The sequence below is a fragment of the Methylobacter tundripaludum SV96 genome (assembly GCF_000190755.2).
Lineage (GTDB): Bacteria > Pseudomonadota > Gammaproteobacteria > Methylococcales > Methylomonadaceae > Methylobacter_A > Methylobacter_A tundripaludum.
This window is the reverse complement of the sequence record NZ_JH109152.1, coordinates 607,106-623,988: the sequence shown is the minus strand read 5'-3', so window position 1 is coordinate 623,988 and position 16,883 is coordinate 607,106. Positions and strand designations below refer to the sequence as shown.

The window sequence follows — 16,883 nt, the reverse complement described above, 5'->3', positions numbered from 1 at the left end:
GTACTATTTGGTTTTCCGATGCCAATGGTAAAAAACTCTCTTGGCCACCTCGACCATCACCAGATAGATCACCACCATGGCTGCCAGAATGGCATAAAACTCGACAGGCGGCGGAACGAAGCCAAAATACGTCCCCAAAGGGATAAATGGGATTGTAGCGCCGATCGCTACAATCGCGAGCGAAGTTGCGACCAGAATCGGATGGGCACGGCTTTTAAATGGATTGCCGCGGGTACGGATGATGAATATTACCAAAACTTGAGTGGATAGGGACTCGACAAACCAGCCAGTTTGGAACAGCGTTTCATTAGCCTTCAGCACTGTCAGCATGACATAGAAAGTCAGGAAGTCGAAAGCCGAACTGATCGGACCGATCACCAGCATGAAATTGCGGATAAAGTTCATGTCCAATATCCGAGGATTACGGAGTTCCTCGGGATCCACTTTATCCAGCGGGATCGGCACTTCGGAAAGGTCGTACAGAATATTATTGAGTAATATTTGGGTTGGCAGCATCGGCAGGAAAGGCAAGAATAGCGCCGCACCAGCCATGCTGAACATGTTGCCGAAGTTGGAGCTGGTGCCCATCATGATGTACTTCATGATATTACCGAAAGTTCGCCGACCTTCCAGTACGCCGTCAAGCAGGACGTTCAGGTCTTGATCCAGAAGGATCATGTCGGCCGCTTCCTTGGCGACATCGACCGCCGACTCCACCGACAGGCCTACATCCGCCGACTGCAGCGACGGCGCATCGTTAATGCCGTCGCCCAGATAGCCGACCACGTGGCCGCGAGCCCTGAGCGCGAGTATCACCCTGTCTTTCTGTGAGGGATTAACCCGGCAAAACAAGTTCGCTGTTTCCGCTCTGATCCGCAAGGCCGAGTCATCCATCTGTGCGATCTCTTTGCCGGTCAATACCCCCGTTACCGGAATGTTCAACTGGGCGCAGACATGCTGGGTCACCAGTTCGCTATCTCCGGTCACAATCTTGACCGTCACGCCCCACTCCTTGAGCGCGGCGAGTGCGGCACCGGCACTCTCCTTAGGCGGATCGAGGAACCCCGCAAAACCCGCGAACACCAGCTCCGCTTCGTCGCCGATAACCGCATCTGAGTGATCAAGCGGAACTTCGCGCCAAGCGATGCCCAATACGCGGAAGCCCTCTTTTTCAAGGGCGATATGCTCCTCGTGTATCCTTACTCGAGCGGCTTGATCGAGCGGAATCTGGGTTTCATTACCCTGTTCTTCATAACGGGTGCAAAGGGCGATAATCTCCTCGGCTGCACCCTTGACCACCAGCACCCGGCCATTGCCTTTGTCCAGCAGGACGGATACGCGCCGTCGTTCAAAGTCGAACGGGACTTCGTCGATCTTGTTCCAGGCGCTCACGTCGATATTTTCGTGGGCCAGTATTGCGTCGTCGAGTGGACTCTTGAGGCCGGTCTCGAAGAAGCTGTTGAGATAGGCGAGTTCCAGCACCCGTTCGCTGGGTTTTCCTTGCGGGTCGACATGCTGTTCCAGCCTGATCTTCGCCTCGGTCAGCGTGCCGGTCTTGTCTGTGCACAGAACATCCATTGATCCCAGATCCGTGATGGAGGTCAAGCGTTTGACGATCACCCGTTTCTTCGCCATCAGCAACGCGCCCCGCGACAACGTGACTGACACCACCATCGGTAGCAGTTCCGGCGTCAAGCCCACCGCGAGCGCCACGGCAAACAGGAAGGACTCCAGCCAGGGTTTATGCATGAATGCATTCACCAGCAGCACAAACAACACCAGCAAGATGGTCAGGCGCATGATAAGCAGACCGAAACGGTGCGTGCCGATTTCGAAGGCCGTCGGCGGCGGCTGGCGGCTAAGGCTGTCGGCAATAGCACCGATGGCGGTGCCGGTACCTGTTTTAACCACCCGTATTCTGGCGCTGCCGCTGATAACGGTGGTGCCCATGAACACGGCGTTAGCGGCGTCCTGGAGTTCGGTGGCATCAGCGGCAGCAGCTCCCGGTCGTTTTTCCACTGGGTAGGATTCACCGGTCAGCAAGGCTTGTTTGACGAACAAATCGCCCGCTTCCAGTACCAAACCGTCCGCTGGCACCATATCACCCGCGGAGAGCACGACGAGGTCACCGGGAACCACCTCGGTTACCGGCACCTCCATTGAATTGCCGTCTCGAATAACTCTGGCTCGCACCGAAACCGTCTTGCGCAAGCTTTCTGCCGCTTTGCCGGCGCGGTGCTCCTGGATGAAATCCAGCGTTACGCTAAACAGCACCATCACCGTGATGATGACAAAGTTGGTCAATTCGCCGGTAAAGGCGGAAATCGCACTGGCCACCAAAAGGAGGATGATCAGCGGGTTCTTGAAGCGGGAGATAAATTGCAACCATAAAGGCCGTTCCTTATGATCGCGGAACAGGTTGGGTCCAAATTTCGCTAGTCGGGAACGGGCCTCGGCATTGGATAAACCGGCTGCATCTGTAGCCAAGTCAGCCCGAGGTTCTGCAAGGGGTTTCAGCCACCAAGCCGGGTCTTCAGACGTGGCTTTGGCTTTTACTCTCGGTTTGTTCATGCGGTCATCCTGAATATCGAGTCTGATGTAATGATTGGTTTTACCTGTGCATCGTTTTGAGTGCGTTGAAGAGCACGCCGACATCATGCTGACCTTTGAATACCGGTGGAATGTCCCTTTTGATGTCAAAAAGTTTATAGGCCGCCATTTGCGCTGACCTTACCGAATATTCAACGGTAAACACCACATCATCCGGGATTTCGCAGAACTGCCCGATAAACGCAAAATTCTTCGCCCCAAGCGGCACTACGTCTGGACGATCTCCCTTGATTCTGGGCATGAATTGGCTGGTGATGAACGGCATCATGCACGGAATACAGATTGCCGCATCAATGATGGGCTGAGTCTTGTCGCCCAGTTTGAGGTGCTGGAAAAGCTCAATCAAAATCTCCTCACCCGTACACTCGGACATGGCTTTGTTGACGAAGTTGCCGAGCCTGTCCGGGAATAAGCCGTAACCCCAGAATACGAAGATGTTCTCGGGTTGATTGATAAAGTGCGGCTGATGCGCCAGCACGATACTCATAAACCAGTTCGAATCCACCAAGGTGAATAGCCCGCCCGTCCCGGCCTCATTGCCGGTAAATTCTTCTATGAACGTGAAGAACGCCGGATCACTTAGGGTCACGGTGAATGACTGCCATTTGGTCTGTTCAATATTCTCGGCGAATACTGCGGGATGTCCGAACCCTGGGCGGCCATTGGCAATATCTTCCCACAAGTCCCATGAACCGCCTGATTTTTCCGAGTTCAGAATGGCTGGGGATGTCATAGAACCCAAACTGGAGCCCTCCGTCATGCAGCCCAGCGTGACGAACACCCGATCATCCATGCCAACGGCAATAGTGTTAGGCTCGCCATCACAGGTATAGCGAATGCCCTGAACCGATCGCCAACCGCCGCCCAAGTCAAAATCAAGCCCGGTGACCTCGGTATTCAGCGAGAAATGCACGCCTTGTTCCTGGAGCCAGACAGTAAGAGGCCGTATCATCGAATCATACTGGTTATAGGGTGTGCGCCAAACGCCACCCATCTTGCTGAAGTCGGGAAACAATTGAATGAATCGCAACAGATAGCGCTTGAGTTCGACCGCGCTATGCCAAGGCTGGAACGCGAACATCGTCGCCCACATCAGCCAGAAATTATGCTCAAAAAACGAGGGCGAAAACCAGTCTTCAATGCTCTTATCGCCAATCGAGTCTTCAGAATGGATAAGCAGGGCGAATAAATCCAGGCGATCATTTTCACTCAGCTCAAACGATGAAACATCGACTTTTTTGCCGTCCCTGACCAATCGACATCTGGAGGAGCTGACGTATTTGCGGCTAAACTCGACAATTTCATCTTTGACGCTTTTGGCTGAATCAGTCAGCGAAGGAATGCTTGCAAACAGATCGTAGGTGCAGACGTAGTGTTCTTCCATCATTCGGCCGCCACGAATGACATAACCTTCGTCCGCTGAACCGGCTCCATCCAGACTGCCGCCGGTGATTTCAAGTTCTTCGAAAATATGAATATTATCGCCTGGGATAAGACCGTCCCGAATAAGAAAAGCCGCACCCGCGAGAGAAGCGATACCGCTTCCGACAAAATACACCTTATTCTTATTATGCGGCGTAGTTCTAGGCATCGACTGATGCGTCCGCAGTGTTAATTTGATGGATGTTCTGCATGGTAAACCTGTTTAGTTTAAAGGCCGTAAGTCAGCAGGGCGCTCTAATTGCCGACCTCCATATTCATTTAACAAAGCGCCTTTCCCGGACCCGCAACTATTGCGAATAGTCTTAGGTTGATACAGCTCTAGCTCTTCCTGCTGGCAAAAAGCAGAAGTCCGCCGCCTGCCACTATCGCCCCTACACCGGCCCAGACCGGAATATTGACTGTCTCGGTATCTTTAACCGACAGTTCCAACGGACCTAGCTTGGCTTGCTGGGTTTCCTTGGTATAGCTGAATTGACCATACACCAGCCCCAACAGGCCGCCTATGATCAGTACAATGGCCATCATCTTGACTGCGCTCATCTTGATTCTCCTTTAAATGATACTCTGGGTACTCGGCCTAAGTAGGCGGTACTTACTATAAAATTGACGTCATTTACTAACTGAGGTTACGCACGGATGGTATTTCTCCCGTTTGCCGCGCCGAGCACCGGAGCTTTTATCGAGAACAGCCCGTTAGGGGCGCGGCAGGGATGCCGCGCGTCAGCAGAGGGGCAGGAGCCCCTTCGCTGACCCTCGATAAAAGCGAGGAGCGCAGGAAGCAAGCGGCAACCGGGTCGCCTTTTCTTTGGTTACTTTCTTTTGGCGAAGCAAAAGAAAGTAACTCGCCTTCGGGGGCGACAACCCGATTCAATCAAGTGTCGCGCTAGCGACTCCTTAATATTAAAGCGGTCGAATTCGACTAACTGTGTAACATCAGTTACTAACATACATATGACAGCGCCAATATCCATCGGTTACTTACAATTGCTGGTTCCCAAGCTCCGGCTTGGGAACCGGAAAACCATTATTGCGAAGTCTGAATACGGGTTTCCAAGCTGCCTGATCCGAATTGCCCCGGCCGATAACGCTTTGCATAGGCTCAGACACGTCGTCCTTGAATGACCCGTAGCACGATAACGATAATCGCGATAACCAACAGAATGTGAATAAACCCACCCATTGTGTATGAGGAGACCAAACCAAATATCCAGAGGATGACTAGGAGGATTGCGAGAGTTTCTAACATGTGTGCTTCTCCGTAAGAGGCCGTCAATTGACGGCAATATAAACCACAGATAAACCTATGAAGGTTGGCCGAAGGTCAAAACGATGCTAACCCATCAACGGCGAGTTCCAGTTCATCGAGAGTGTAAAAAGATAGTTAAGAGCATCCCGTTGCGGTTGTGCAGCAGTCCAACTTGGAAGGACTGCTGCGCAACTCAACAGCGCTCGTGTTAGTCGTCAAGTTTATCCTTGAGATCTTCCTTGAGATCGCCAAAGGTCTTCTGAACCTTGCCGACATTCTTTTGGATATTTCCTTTTACTTCCATACCTTCGTCGTCCAGCAACACACCGGCGGCTTCCTTAACTTTACCTTTGGTTTCTTCGACCCGGCCTTTCATTTGATCTTTGTTCATGAGTTTCTCCTGATAATTAATTTTTCTATGACCTAAGCATGGGAGGTTTCCCCTTGCTCACTCACAATATAAGTAAAATTGAATCCAGTCGGTGCGGCACCGCACATAGATAATCAGTTTGCGCTGGTTCCCAAGCTCCTGCTCTCATCGTTATACACAAGTATCTGCGAGGATACCCTCGTTCCCACGCGCCGCGTGGGAATGCAGTGCCGGACGCGCTGCCGTCCCGTATACGGCGTAGCGCGCCTTGACCCCATTCCCACGCAGTGCGCTCGTCGTTATACACAAGTACGTCATACCCGCCGGGAAGCGGGTATCCAGTGCCATGGATGGCCAGCTGTGTACGTCCGTGTAGCCTGGATCCCGGCACAAATCCGTCTGGAACGGATTTGCATTATCCCAAAGGGTGTCAGGCAGGATAGCCTGACATGAATCCCTGCCGGGATGACGTGCTTTTCAATACTTATGTATAACGACGAGAGCTCCAGCTCGGGAATCCTGTTAACAAAGCTCTCGGCAACCGCTCCTGCGTCGCCTAAAGCGCCTACTGTTGGTGCCCTACCTCCTGCATAACCCACATGAATGTGGGGAATGCCGATATTGCAGGAGCAAGTATCTGTCCATGCAAGTCGTAGCTTTGCGAGACGGGAAGCTAGAGCTTCCAGAACCGAATTCCCAAGCTGGAGCTTGGGAACTAGCGAAAACGCGTATCGGCTTTGAATCTAAAGATGCAATCATAACGGAACTACTTCCCAGCTAGATTCTGCCCAATAGCACCAGAACTAGTAAAATGATCAGCAACAGACTGAGTCCACCAGTGGGTCCATAACCCCATCCCCGGCTGTGTGGCCAGGTTGGAAGGACGCCAACAAGCATCAGAACAAGAATTATGAGTAAGATTGTGCCAATTGACATGATAGTGCTCCTGTTTGAGAAAAAACGTTAACTAAAAACCGTTCCTAAACGGCACGGCTTAACCCGTAGGGATAAACACTCACGTGAGGGTATGGTGCGTAAGCCCCAAAATACCCACAACGATCAAATACACAGCCACGAAATAATTTAAAAACCTTGGAACCAGCAAAATTAATATGCCTATCACCAGTGCCAGTAAGGGTTCGATTGCAATATTCATCAGAGTTATCCTTTAAGTTAAGTCAAATTAAAGTTTATAGGCAAGATTGAACTGAGTCTGTACGGTATCGAACATAAAAACATCGCCCGATCCAGATCCTGCCTAGCGTGGAACTATGTTACCGTTTGCGTCGGAGAGGATTATTTCCACGCGACGATTCAATTGACGACCAGCCGTCGTGTCGTTGCCAGCAACCGGATACGCGTCTGCATAACCGCGCGTCCTGATACGATCGCTACTGATACCCATATCGTTTAAAGCCGTCCATACAGCATAGGCGCGTCGATCAGACAGCCCCTGATGGGTGCTGTTACTGCCGACATTATCGGTGTGACCTTCAATCAACACTTTATCCGGTTGCCGCTTATTTCTTGCGCTCGGCGCGGCAAACGGGAGAAATACCATCCGTGCGTAACATCGGTTAATTCAGTATTGTTTTGCTGTATGTGCCTTAACGAACAGAGTGCCGCCAGGTTACCGGATATAGTGATTTCCGAAGGCGCACCCTGTAATTTGTATGTGCGCCAAAATTTAAATAAACCTGGATAACACCTATGAAACTAAGCGGCAATCAATTCACTTATGCAAGCGCTCGCCTTATTGCGGCAGCGACTCTAGCCGTCACTATGGTTCTCGCGCCGGGAGTAGCGCTCGCCACCGATAAAAATGCTCGCGAGGATCGCGTCGAATTACGCATCAAAGACATGCACGCCAAGCTCAAGATCACGCCGGCGCAGGAAGAGCAGTGGGGCAAGGTCGCCCAGGCAATGCTCGACGATGCCAAAACCATGGACACGCTTACTCAGGCAAGGATTGATCATGCCAAGGACATGACGGCTGTCGACGATCTCAAATCCTATGGTGAAATCACCGATGCCCATGCGGCCGGAATCAAAAAACTGACGCCGTTGTTTACCGACCTCTATGCCGGCATGTCGGACGCACAAAAAAAGGAAGCGGATGCCTTGTTCCGCCATGGTGAGCACAAGCATAGCCACAAGAAATCGGGTGGCAAATAATTACGAGTACGGTTATGCCTGGATCAGGCAGTTCCAACACGTAGTTCGTACTCGTATCAAGCATTCCAGAAAAGGCAGGTCAATATGAAATCTTTAATACAGCGACTTAGGTGCTTCAGCTCAACCGGCAACAAGGTCGTGATGACACTCATTTTTGCTTCGGCGATCAGCATTTGTTCTATATCGTCGGCGCTCGCAGATCATGACCACGGCCATGGACGGGGCAACCGACACGACGGTTACGGCCCTAGGGAGTGGCATGGGGATCGCGATAACCATGGATATCGGCCTGGTTATGGGTACCGGCCTATCTATCGGCAACCCTATATCTATGCGCAACCGGTCTTCGTCCCGCCGCCGGTATACTATCCGCCACAGCAATCACCCGGTATCAGTTTGTTTTTTCCGCTTAATATTCGTCATCGGTAGATGTTGGGTGACCGTAAGGATTCCCGTGTAAATGAGTAACCTAAACTGGCCAAAACCAGATGGTTAACTAATGCTGCACAAATTCTGAATTAGCCCACTGCTTATTAGCAGTGGCCAGGCATGAAATGTCATTGTTGATGTATTGGTGTTAGACTCAGTCTATTTCAATGGAACTGAAAATGATTCATTCTCCTACCTAAACGAATTCCTTCTCACTTGAAGTCAAACCTAACATGACTGCCAACAAAACTTCCCAGCCGACATCGACCCGCAAGGTGCGTGTCAAGGCAGATACTACGCCGCTTATTATCGGCATTGGCGCATCAGCGGGTGGATTGGAAGCCTTGGAACAACTTCTCAGCCATGTCCCCGTCGGCAATAATGCGGCCTTTGTCGTCATTCAACACCTTGATCCAACCAAGCAGGGGCTGCTGCCGGAATTGTTGCAGCGCATCACGCCGATGTCGGTCGTTCAGGCTGGTGATGGTATGAAAGTCAAACCTAATTACGTGTATGTGATTCCGCCCAATAAGGAACTAGCTATCCTTCACGGCAAACTCCATCTACTTGATCCGGTCGAACCACGGGGGTTACGCCTGCCGATTGATTTTTTCTTCAAGTCATTGGCTGACGACCGGCATGAACAGGCCGTTGCTGTAATTCTATCGGGAATGGGCTCTGACGGCACTTTAGGCCTGCGTGCCATCAAAGAGAACGCGGGGTTGACCTTGGTACAAACGCCCGAGTCCGCCAAATTCGATGCCATGCCGCTCAGTGCGATTAATGCAGGATTGGCTGACATCATTGCAACACCGCAAGAACTCTGGAACCGGATATTTTCCTATCTGAACCATAAGCCACGAGGCGTTCATATTGATCCTGAGCCGGTTCGGGAACTTAACCCGCAAAGTGCTCTGAACCAAATTGTGATTCTGTTGCGGGAGCGAACCGGCAACGACTTCTCTCTTTACAAAAAGAGCACCATCTACCGCCGCATCGAACGACGCATGATGGCACACCAAATCGACACGATAGCCGACTACGCGAACTACCTGCGCAAGAATACCCAGGAACTCGATCTGCTGTTCAAGGAGCTGCTAATAGGCGTCACCACTTTCTTCCGCGATCCGGCGGTATGGGAATTACTTAAGACCAGCACCATCCCTGCATTGTTAACTAAATATCCAGCGGGCAAGACATTACGGGCCTGGGTGACGGCTTGCTCGACAGGCGAAGAGGCTTATTCACTGGCGATCATCTTCAAGGAAGTCGTGGCGCAAAATCAACTCCAACATCTGTTTAAGTTACAAATTTTCGCCACTGATCTCGATAAGGATGCGATTGAGCGAGCGCGACAAGGGTTCTATCCGGAGAAAATTGTTGCCGATGTATCAACTGAGCGGCTCAGCCGGTTTTTTGTTGCCGAAAACGATGGTTACCGGATCAAGAAGGAAATCCGCGAAATGGTGATCTTTGCGCAGCAAAATATCTTTATAGATCCGCCATTCACCAAGCTTGATCTACTCAGTTGTCGCAACCTGCTGATTTATTTCGATTCAAAATTACAAAAAAAACTGATCCCGCTGTTTCATTATGCGCTGACTACGAACGGCATCCTGCTGCTCGGAAATTCTGAGACGATCGGCGACTTTACCTCGCTGTTTACCACCATCGACAACCCATTGCGCCTCTATCAGCGCAGCGATCGGGGGATATCACCGGCAGGAATCGACTTTCCAACTAAATATCTGCCCGCGGCGCCAATGACTCAGCAAGAAACCGCGATGACCACCCCCGCTCTTAACCTGCAAAAATCGATAGACCAGCTCTTGTTGCAAAATTACACGCCGGCAGCCGTAGTGGTTAACGCCAACGGCGATATTCTTTATATCAATGGCCGCACCGGTAAATATCTGGAGCCGCCTGCCGGGAAAATTAATTGGAATATTCACGCGATGGCTCGTGATGGATTGCGCCATGAGATCGCCGGCGCCTTAAAGAAAGCACAACATCAATCCGAAGCGATTTACCTACCCGGCTTGACGATAGCTACGGACAGCGGAACTCAAACTATTAACCTGACGGTACAGGCACTCACTAAACCCGAAGCATTAGTCGACATGCTGATCGTCATATTTACCGATGTGGCAACTCCGCCAACAAGAAAACGCTCCCGCAAATCACCGAGCGCTGAACAACAATTATTACTCGCTGAGCTACAACAAGCTCATGAAGAATTGCAAACTTTCCATGAAGAAAGGCAATCTTCACAAGAAGAACTCACGTCTTCAACTGAAGAACTGCAATCGACCAACGAGGAATTGCAATCCACCAACGAAGAACTGACCACTTCGAAGGAAGAAATGCAGTCCATGAACGAGGAATTGCATACCATAAATGCCGAGCTGCAATCCAAGGTGACTGATCTATCGTGGGTCAACAACGACATGAATAACTTGATCAACAGCATGGAAATCGCCACGGTGTTTCTTGATAATGCGCTGAAAATCCGCCGCTTTACCAGTCATGCCGTTGATTTGTTCAAGCTGATTCCGAGTGATGTGGGTCGGCCTCTATCCGATATTGCCGCGAACCTGGATTATCCGGGATTGCACCAAGATGTGGCGGGGGTGCTAAAGACATTAGTGTTTTCGGAGAAGCAGGTCAAACGGCACGACGGCAGCTGGTTTAAAGTACGCATTATGCCTTATCGTACTCAAGATAACGTAATTGACGGCGTGGTCATCACCTTTATTGACATCTCCGCAACCAAAAAACTGGAAATCCAGTTGCGGAGTACTCAAGCATGAAAAAAAAGCACGATCGAGCCAAGGAGACCAAAAACCTTCGCCAGTTCGCAGAGCAAGTGATCTCAGACAACCTTGTGCCAGTAACCGACACGCTAACCGACGAAAAAAAGCTAGTGCATGAATTGCTGGTGCATCAGGTTGAGTTGGTCATGCAGAACGAAGCCTTGCAAGAGGCCCGTGCTACGACTGAAATTGCGCTGGAACGCTATACCGAATTGTTTGATTTTGCCCCGACCGCCTACTTTACCTTAGCGGCTGATGGCGGCATTCATCAGGCCAACTTTCGCGGTGAACTGTTGCTGGGCATCGAACGAGGCAAAATAGTCAGAAAACAATTTATCAATCACGTATCCGGAGAATATCGTCAGGTTTTCAAACGCTTTCTGGAAACGGTGTTTACCGGCGAAGGGGCCCAACAATGCGAAATTACTTTACAGGTTGGCGGCATCCCCATCTGGGTAAGCATCGAGGCGACTGTTGATGCCTCCCGCAAAACCTGTTTAGCATCAATGATTGATATCAGTGAACAGAAACGTAACGTGCAGGAACTGCAACTTGCGGCCACCATCTATTTGGCACTTGACGAAGCCATTATGGTGGCGGATGCCAATAACCAAATTATCTCCGTTAATGAGGCTTTTACCCGATTAACCGGATACACCGCTGCCGAGGCGATAAACCAATCAACCTCTTTACTTAAATCGGGCCGTCAAAACGAGGCCTTTTATCAGGAAATGTGGCATTTACTGAACACCACCGGCCATTGGCAGGGTGAGATATGGAACCTGCGTAAAAATGGCGGTGAGTTCATTGGGTGGCTGTCAATTAGCACAATCTATAGTGATACCGGCGAGGTAGTGCACCGGGTTGCCATGTTTTCCGACATTACAGATAAAAAACAGACTGAAGACATTATTCGTAAACAGGCAGATTTTGATCTGCTTACCGGACTTCCTAATAGAAGACTATTCTATGACCGGCTGCAGCAGGCTATCAAAAAAGCCAAGCGAGAGGGTCAAAAATTAGCCGTACTGTTCCTCGACCTTGACCAATTTAAAGATATCAACGATACCCTCGGCCATGAAATAGGTGACCGACTGCTCAATGAAGTAGCTCAACGCCTGGACGCTTGTATCCGTGACAGCGATACCTTGGCACGTCCGGGAGGGGATGAATTCATCATCATTCTGGATAATCTGGATGAATTCAACAGCATTGAGCGTGTTGCGAATTGTATTCTGGGTAGTATGGCGCTTCCGTTCCAATTGGAACATGAGAGCTGCTATGTTTCGCTCAGCATTGGCATTACCCTGTTTCCTGATGATGCCGTTGTTGTGGATGAACTGGTTAAAAAAGCCGATCAGGCTATGTATGCCGCCAAGCGTCAGGGAGGCAAGCGCTTTTGTTATTTTGCGCCCTCAATGCAGGCGGCAGCAGACAGTCGATTGCGGATAACCAATGACTTACGCAATGCATTGGCCAACCAACAATTTTGGGTGGCTTACCAACCCATTGTAGACTTGGCGACCGGCGACATCCACAAAGCCGAGGCGTTGATTCGCTGGCAGCACCCGACTCAAGGACTGATCAGCCCAGCCGAATTTATCCCTATCGCCGAGGACACCGGCATGATTGTCGAAATCGGCGAATGGGTATTCCATCAGGCGGCGAAGCAGGTGCTAAAGTGGCGCAGCAAGCACCATCCGCACTTTCAAATTAGCGTCAATAAATCTCCTGTCCAGTTCGAAAGCCAACACGACAACATTAACGGCTGGTTCGAGCATTTGCAGCACCTGGAGCTGCCTGGGGCCAGTATCACAGTGGAAATCACGGAAGGGTTGTTGATGGATGCCTCATCCATCGTTTCGGAAAAATTGCTCATCTATAGGGATACGGGAATGCAGGTATCGCTCGACGATTTCGGCACCGGCTATTCATCCATGTCCTACCTGAAAAAATTCGACATCGATTATTTAAAGATCGATCAGTCATTTGTTCGTAATGTAACCACCGATTCCACTGACAGGACTTTATGCGAGACTATGATCATGATGGCGCACAAACTGGGTATGAAAGTTATCGCCGAGGGCATAGAAACAGCGGAACAGCGAGACTTTCTTATGCAAGCCGGCTGTGATTATGGGCAAGGCTATTTGTTTTCCAGACCGGTTCCGGCCGAAGAGTTTGAACTGTTATTCCACCCCCGAAACGATACTGGGCTTTGAAGTTCTTTTATATCTATTCAGACAACTCACCAAAAGTAGGCGCCTCTAGGCGACACCGATTAAACAGATTGCTTTTACCTCGTTCCCACGCGCTATGTCACGGCCATTAAGTTAAACCGTTCGTGGTGAGCTTGTCGAACCATGAATGGGAATGATTTGTTCAGCGCTTCTTTAGGATACTGGCCGTTTCTTTACGCCGAGACCCAGAGCTCGTTGCGATAGCGGCCCAGCGCCCAGAGCGGGAAAAATTTATCGTAACCGTGGTATTTCAGGTAAAAAACCTTGGGGAAGCCGGGAGCATTGAAGCTTTCGTCTTTCCAGAAGCCGTCAGCCTGCTGGCTTTTCAGCAGATAATTCACCCCGGCCTCGACTTCAGGGCAGCCGAGTTCACCGGCCGACAGCAATGCCAGCAGCGCAAGCGCGGTCTGGAATGCCGTGCTGACATCGAATTCGCCGCGGATCTTGTCATTATGATAGCTGTAATTGCCCTCACCCCACCCACCGTCGCCGCGTTGCTTGGATTTCAGCCAGACTACGGCTTTACGAATACTGGGGTCCTGCTTGGCAACGCCGGCGCTTTCAAAACCGATCAGCACCGACCAGGTGCCGTAAATGTAATTGGTGCCCCAGCGACCGAACCAGCAGCCATCCGTTTCCTGCTCATTACGCAAGTAATCGATGCAGTTGTCGATGACCGCCCTGTATTCAGGGTGCTGATTAACAAGCTTGCCCAGGAACATGATGCAGCGTCCGCTGACATCGACAGTTGGAGGATCTAACAAGGCGCCGTGGTCGGCAAATGGAATGTGGTTGAGATAGTAATGGGTATTGTCGGCGTCAAAAGCGCCATAACCGCCATTACTGGATTGCATACCCGCGATCCAGATGCCTGCCCGATCGATATTCTCTGCAAACGCCTGATCATCGGCCTGGATCAAGGCTAGAGCCACCACCGCCGTATCGTCAACGTCGGGGTAATAGCTGTTGCCGAACTGGAAGGCCCAACCGCCGCCCGGCAAATTGGGGCGCCGGATCCGCCAGTCGCCCGGTTCGTCCTTTAATTGTTTGCCGGCCAGCCAGCTCAAGGCTGATTTAAGGGCTTGCCGGGTGTGCGGATCGCGTTCGTGGCGGTCGACTTCCTGCAAGACCAGCGCAACCAGGCCGGTATCCCAGATGGGAGAGACGCAGGGCTGGCAGTAGGCCATATCCTCATTGATGACCAACAAACGATCGATAGCTGCTCTGGCAATTCGCCGCTGTTCATTGTCGGGAGGAATACCCAGGTAATCCATGGCTTCATAGGCGTTGACCATGGCCGTGAAAATCGCCCCCAGACCATCGTAACCATTCAATCTTTCCATGAACCAGTCGCGCGCCTTGGCGGTAGCCTTACGGCGGACGAACCCCGGAATCAGCGGTTCCATCAGGCGACCCATGCGCTCGACGACCAATATGGCCTTCCCTAGCGGCGTTTTGACGTGGGAAAAATAATTTCTTTCCTTATCCGGCGGGGTAACGAACAGTTCTGCGACACCGATCTTGAGGGGATTGCGCGCCTTGACCTTGTAGGTGCAGAGGATGAACAGCGGAACCATGACAGTACGCGACCAGTAGGATACCTTGTCCAGATGAAACGGGAACCACTTCGGTAACAGCATGATTTCCACGGGCATGAACGGTACGCCGCGCCAGGGAATCTGCTCGAACATGGCCAGCATGATGCGAGTGAAGACATTGGCCCTGGCGCCACCACCCTGTGCCAGTATCCAGTCGCGAGCCTTGACCATATGCACCGCCTGGATAGAATCGCCGGCCATTTTCATGGCGTAATAGACCTTGATGGTACAGCTGATGTCACCCGCGCCGCCTTTATAAAGCGGATAACTGCCGTCCGTACTCTGTTGTGTACGGAGAAAATTGGCAATCTTGGCCTGAAGTGCTCCGTCGATTTCGTCCATGTAGTGCATCATCAGGATGTACTCGGAGGGAATGGTGCAATCCGCTTCGAGTTCGAATACCCAATAACCTTCCTGGCTTTGCCGCCTTATAAGCTGCGCTTTAGCTCGGTCAATCGCGCTGTCCAGGGTTGACGGAGAATAGGAGGAGCCGGTATAGGCAGAATCCAAACTGGTAAGTGAAGATATCTCTGTTCGCATTGTATGGTTTTCCTTAATTCACTTTACTGTTAGGGCTTTTGGTCGGCGCATTGGGATTGATAGCTGTAACTTGTCCGTCGATGGCAGGCAAACCCAGGCTTGCCGGATAATAAACGAGCCGCACAAGGAAATTACTGCCGCAAGCGAAGCGCGCGGTCATGATGACTGCCTTGACGCTTCGGCGGCTGACTTAACCTGGGACGAATCGCAAAACGTTCTGGTTCCGGTTGAATTTACGCAGGGGCGGCATGGCCATACCCCAGCCCGCCAGCGCATTTACGCAAGCCAATCTCATGGACAGAAACCGCTGGAACCGGTTCCGCGGCAAGACATGCGCTCGTCGTTTCAGTCATGGGAAAACAGCTTAACCGCAACATTTGCTGCCGTCGGTGCGGTAACGCACATAATTCATTTTATAGGTCATAACACTTATTGATTGAAAAAGCTGAACAATCTATCCTGTAACCGCTCGCACAACACCAACTGATTTTTTAAGTTAATAGAGCTATTCGATATTAACTCACCAATTAAGGATGTAGCTTATGACTGATCCACATAACCCTTGGCAAAACCATCTTCTCGGCTCCCTGCCTACAGCCGAGTATGAGCACCTTTCCCCTCATCTGGAACTGGTCGTAATGCCGCTGGGTGGGGTTCTTTACGAGGCCGGGGACGAAGTGCGTTACGCTTATTTCCCGACGACCTGTATCGTGTCGCTGCTTTACGTAATGGAGAGTGGCGCGCCGGCCGAAATCGCCATGATCGGCAACGATGGCATGATTGGCGTTTCCCTCTTCATGGGCGGCGGGACTACGCCTAATCGGGCTGTCGTGCGCAGCGCAGGCTACGCCTATCGGCTGCGGGCGCATCTACTTGTACAGGAATTCAGCCGCTTTGGGGGATACCGCAACGGAGCGTTGCACAATTTGTTGCTGCGTTATACTCAGGCAATGCTTACCCAAATAGCTCAGACGGCGGTCTGCAATAGGCATCATTTAGTGGACCAGCAACTCTGTCGCTGGCTGCTGCTAAGCCTTGACCGACTCCCTTCTAACGAGTTGATCCTGACCCAGGAATTGATCGCCAATATGCTCGGTGTGCGCCGCGAAGGCATCACGGAGGCCGCCGGGAAATTACAGCAAGCGGGATTAATTAATTGCCGCCGTGGCCACATCACGGTGCTGGATCGGTCTGGATTGGAGGCCCGAGCCTGCGAATGCTACCATGTCGTTAAAACAGAATCCGATCGACTGCTCCCCTTGCATGCTCAATTGACATCGCGCATTTTCTTACAAAAGAGCGCGCCGGTTAAAAGTGAATCATTAAGCAGCCGTCACATGAGTAGATGAGCTTCAAGGATGTTTGATTGATTCCCACAGGTTCCTGCAGCCCCTGACCGCCTTTCTGCCGGTCATCGTT

At 51.2% G+C, this 16,883-nt stretch carries 14 protein-coding genes; 5 read left to right on the top strand and 9 right to left on the bottom strand.

Features of this window, described 5'->3' with window-relative positions; genetic code table 11:
* Positions 1–3: 3 nt before the first annotated feature.
* The 8 genes from mgtA to METTU_RS02790 form a co-directional block, all read right to left on the bottom strand.
* A complete protein-coding gene (gene mgtA, locus METTU_RS02815) occupies positions 4–2,658 on the bottom strand; it encodes a magnesium-translocating P-type ATPase (protein WP_254257806.1) in 2,655 nt (884 codons plus the stop codon).
* Positions 2,612–4,201 (bottom strand): oleate hydratase, encoded by a 1,590-nt coding sequence (locus tag METTU_RS02810; RefSeq protein ID WP_006889778.1) that lies wholly within the window; start codon positions 4,199–4,201, stop codon positions 2,612–2,614. The genes mgtA and METTU_RS02810 overlap by 47 nt, the downstream gene beginning before the upstream one ends.
* A 170-nt stretch (positions 4,202–4,371) precedes the next feature.
* Positions 4,372–4,593: a hypothetical protein gene (locus METTU_RS02805; protein WP_006889777.1), complete on the bottom strand. Its 222-nt coding sequence runs from the start codon at positions 4,591–4,593 to the stop codon at positions 4,372–4,374.
* A 559-nt stretch (positions 4,594–5,152) separates the two neighbouring features.
* Positions 5,153–5,299, bottom strand: coding sequence for a lmo0937 family membrane protein (locus METTU_RS22960; protein ID WP_006889776.1), 147 nt, complete (start codon positions 5,297–5,299; stop codon positions 5,153–5,155).
* A 208-nt stretch (positions 5,300–5,507) separates the two neighbouring features.
* Entirely contained in the window at positions 5,508–5,690 is a 183-nt protein-coding gene (locus METTU_RS02800; protein ID WP_006889775.1) for a CsbD family protein, read from the bottom strand.
* Positions 5,691–6,446: 756 nt separating this feature from the next.
* On the bottom strand, positions 6,447–6,605 hold the full coding sequence (locus tag METTU_RS22130) for a DUF3309 family protein (protein ID WP_006889774.1): 159 nt from the start codon (positions 6,603–6,605) through the stop codon (positions 6,447–6,449).
* Between the two features lie 79 nt (positions 6,606–6,684).
* Complete coding sequence (locus METTU_RS22125) at positions 6,685–6,825, bottom strand: DUF3096 domain-containing protein (RefSeq protein ID WP_006889773.1); 141 nt, start codon at positions 6,823–6,825, stop codon at positions 6,685–6,687.
* A gap of 102 nt (positions 6,826–6,927) precedes the next feature.
* Positions 6,928–7,230: an OmpA family protein gene (locus METTU_RS02790; RefSeq protein ID WP_040579570.1), complete on the bottom strand. Its 303-nt coding sequence runs from the start codon at positions 7,228–7,230 to the stop codon at positions 6,928–6,930.
* A gap of 149 nt (positions 7,231–7,379) precedes the next feature.
* On the opposite strand from METTU_RS02790, the gene METTU_RS02785 reads away from it, so the two are divergent.
* The 3 genes from METTU_RS02785 (at position 7,380) to METTU_RS02775 (ending at position 13,308) form a co-directional block, all read left to right on the top strand.
* On the top strand, positions 7,380–7,844 hold the full coding sequence (locus METTU_RS02785) for a Spy/CpxP family protein refolding chaperone (protein ID WP_006889772.1): 465 nt from the start codon (positions 7,380–7,382) through the stop codon (positions 7,842–7,844).
* Between the two features lie 662 nt (positions 7,845–8,506).
* Positions 8,507–11,083 (top strand): chemotaxis protein CheB, encoded by a 2,577-nt coding sequence (locus METTU_RS02780; RefSeq protein WP_006889770.1) that lies wholly within the window; start codon positions 8,507–8,509, stop codon positions 11,081–11,083.
* On the top strand, positions 11,080–13,308 hold the full coding sequence (locus tag METTU_RS02775) for a sensor domain-containing protein (protein WP_006889769.1): 2,229 nt from the start codon (positions 11,080–11,082) through the stop codon (positions 13,306–13,308). Before METTU_RS02780 ends, METTU_RS02775 begins: the two co-directional genes overlap by 4 nt.
* A 191-nt stretch (positions 13,309–13,499) precedes the next feature.
* On the opposite strand, the gene shc is transcribed toward METTU_RS02775, so the two are convergent.
* Entirely contained in the window at positions 13,500–15,464 is a 1,965-nt protein-coding gene (gene shc, locus METTU_RS02770) for a squalene--hopene cyclase (RefSeq protein ID WP_006889768.1), read from the bottom strand.
* Between the two features lie 70 nt (positions 15,465–15,534).
* Here shc and METTU_RS02765 point away from each other — a divergent pair, with 70 nt between their 5' ends.
* Positions 15,535–15,900 (top strand): hypothetical protein, encoded by a 366-nt coding sequence (locus METTU_RS02765; RefSeq protein ID WP_040579567.1) that lies wholly within the window; start codon positions 15,535–15,537, stop codon positions 15,898–15,900.
* Positions 15,901–16,006: 106 nt separating this feature from the next.
* Complete coding sequence (locus tag METTU_RS02760) at positions 16,007–16,813, top strand: Crp/Fnr family transcriptional regulator (RefSeq protein WP_006889767.1); 807 nt, start codon at positions 16,007–16,009, stop codon at positions 16,811–16,813.
* The last annotated feature ends 70 nt before the right edge of the window (positions 16,814–16,883 follow it).

Coding starts and splice junctions, on each gene's coding strand:
- shc (WP_006889768.1), bottom strand. CDS start 15,464: ATGCGAACAGAGATATCTTCACTTACCAGTTTGGATTCTGCCTATACC.
- METTU_RS22130 (WP_006889774.1), bottom strand. CDS start 6,605: ATGTCAATTGGCACAATCTTACTCATAATTCTTGTTCTGATGCTTGTT.
- METTU_RS22125 (WP_006889773.1), bottom strand. CDS start 6,825: ATGAATATTGCAATCGAACCCTTACTGGCACTGGTGATAGGCATATTA.
- METTU_RS22960 (WP_006889776.1), bottom strand. CDS start 5,299: ATGTTAGAAACTCTCGCAATCCTCCTAGTCATCCTCTGGATATTTGGT.
- METTU_RS02760 (WP_006889767.1), top strand. CDS start 16,007: ATGACTGATCCACATAACCCTTGGCAAAACCATCTTCTCGGCTCCCTG.
- METTU_RS02805 (WP_006889777.1), bottom strand. CDS start 4,593: ATGAGCGCAGTCAAGATGATGGCCATTGTACTGATCATAGGCGGCCTG.
- mgtA (WP_254257806.1), bottom strand. CDS start 2,658: ATGATGTCGGCGTGCTCTTCAACGCACTCAAAACGATGCACAGGTAAA.
- METTU_RS02780 (WP_006889770.1), top strand. CDS start 8,507: ATGACTGCCAACAAAACTTCCCAGCCGACATCGACCCGCAAGGTGCGT.
- METTU_RS02790 (WP_040579570.1), bottom strand. CDS start 7,230: ATGGTATTTCTCCCGTTTGCCGCGCCGAGCGCAAGAAATAAGCGGCAA.
- METTU_RS02800 (WP_006889775.1), bottom strand. CDS start 5,690: ATGAACAAAGATCAAATGAAAGGCCGGGTCGAAGAAACCAAAGGTAAA.
- METTU_RS02775 (WP_006889769.1), top strand. CDS start 11,080: ATGAAAAAAAAGCACGATCGAGCCAAGGAGACCAAAAACCTTCGCCAG.
- METTU_RS02810 (WP_006889778.1), bottom strand. CDS start 4,201: ATGCCTAGAACTACGCCGCATAATAAGAATAAGGTGTATTTTGTCGGA.
- METTU_RS02785 (WP_006889772.1), top strand. CDS start 7,380: ATGAAACTAAGCGGCAATCAATTCACTTATGCAAGCGCTCGCCTTATT.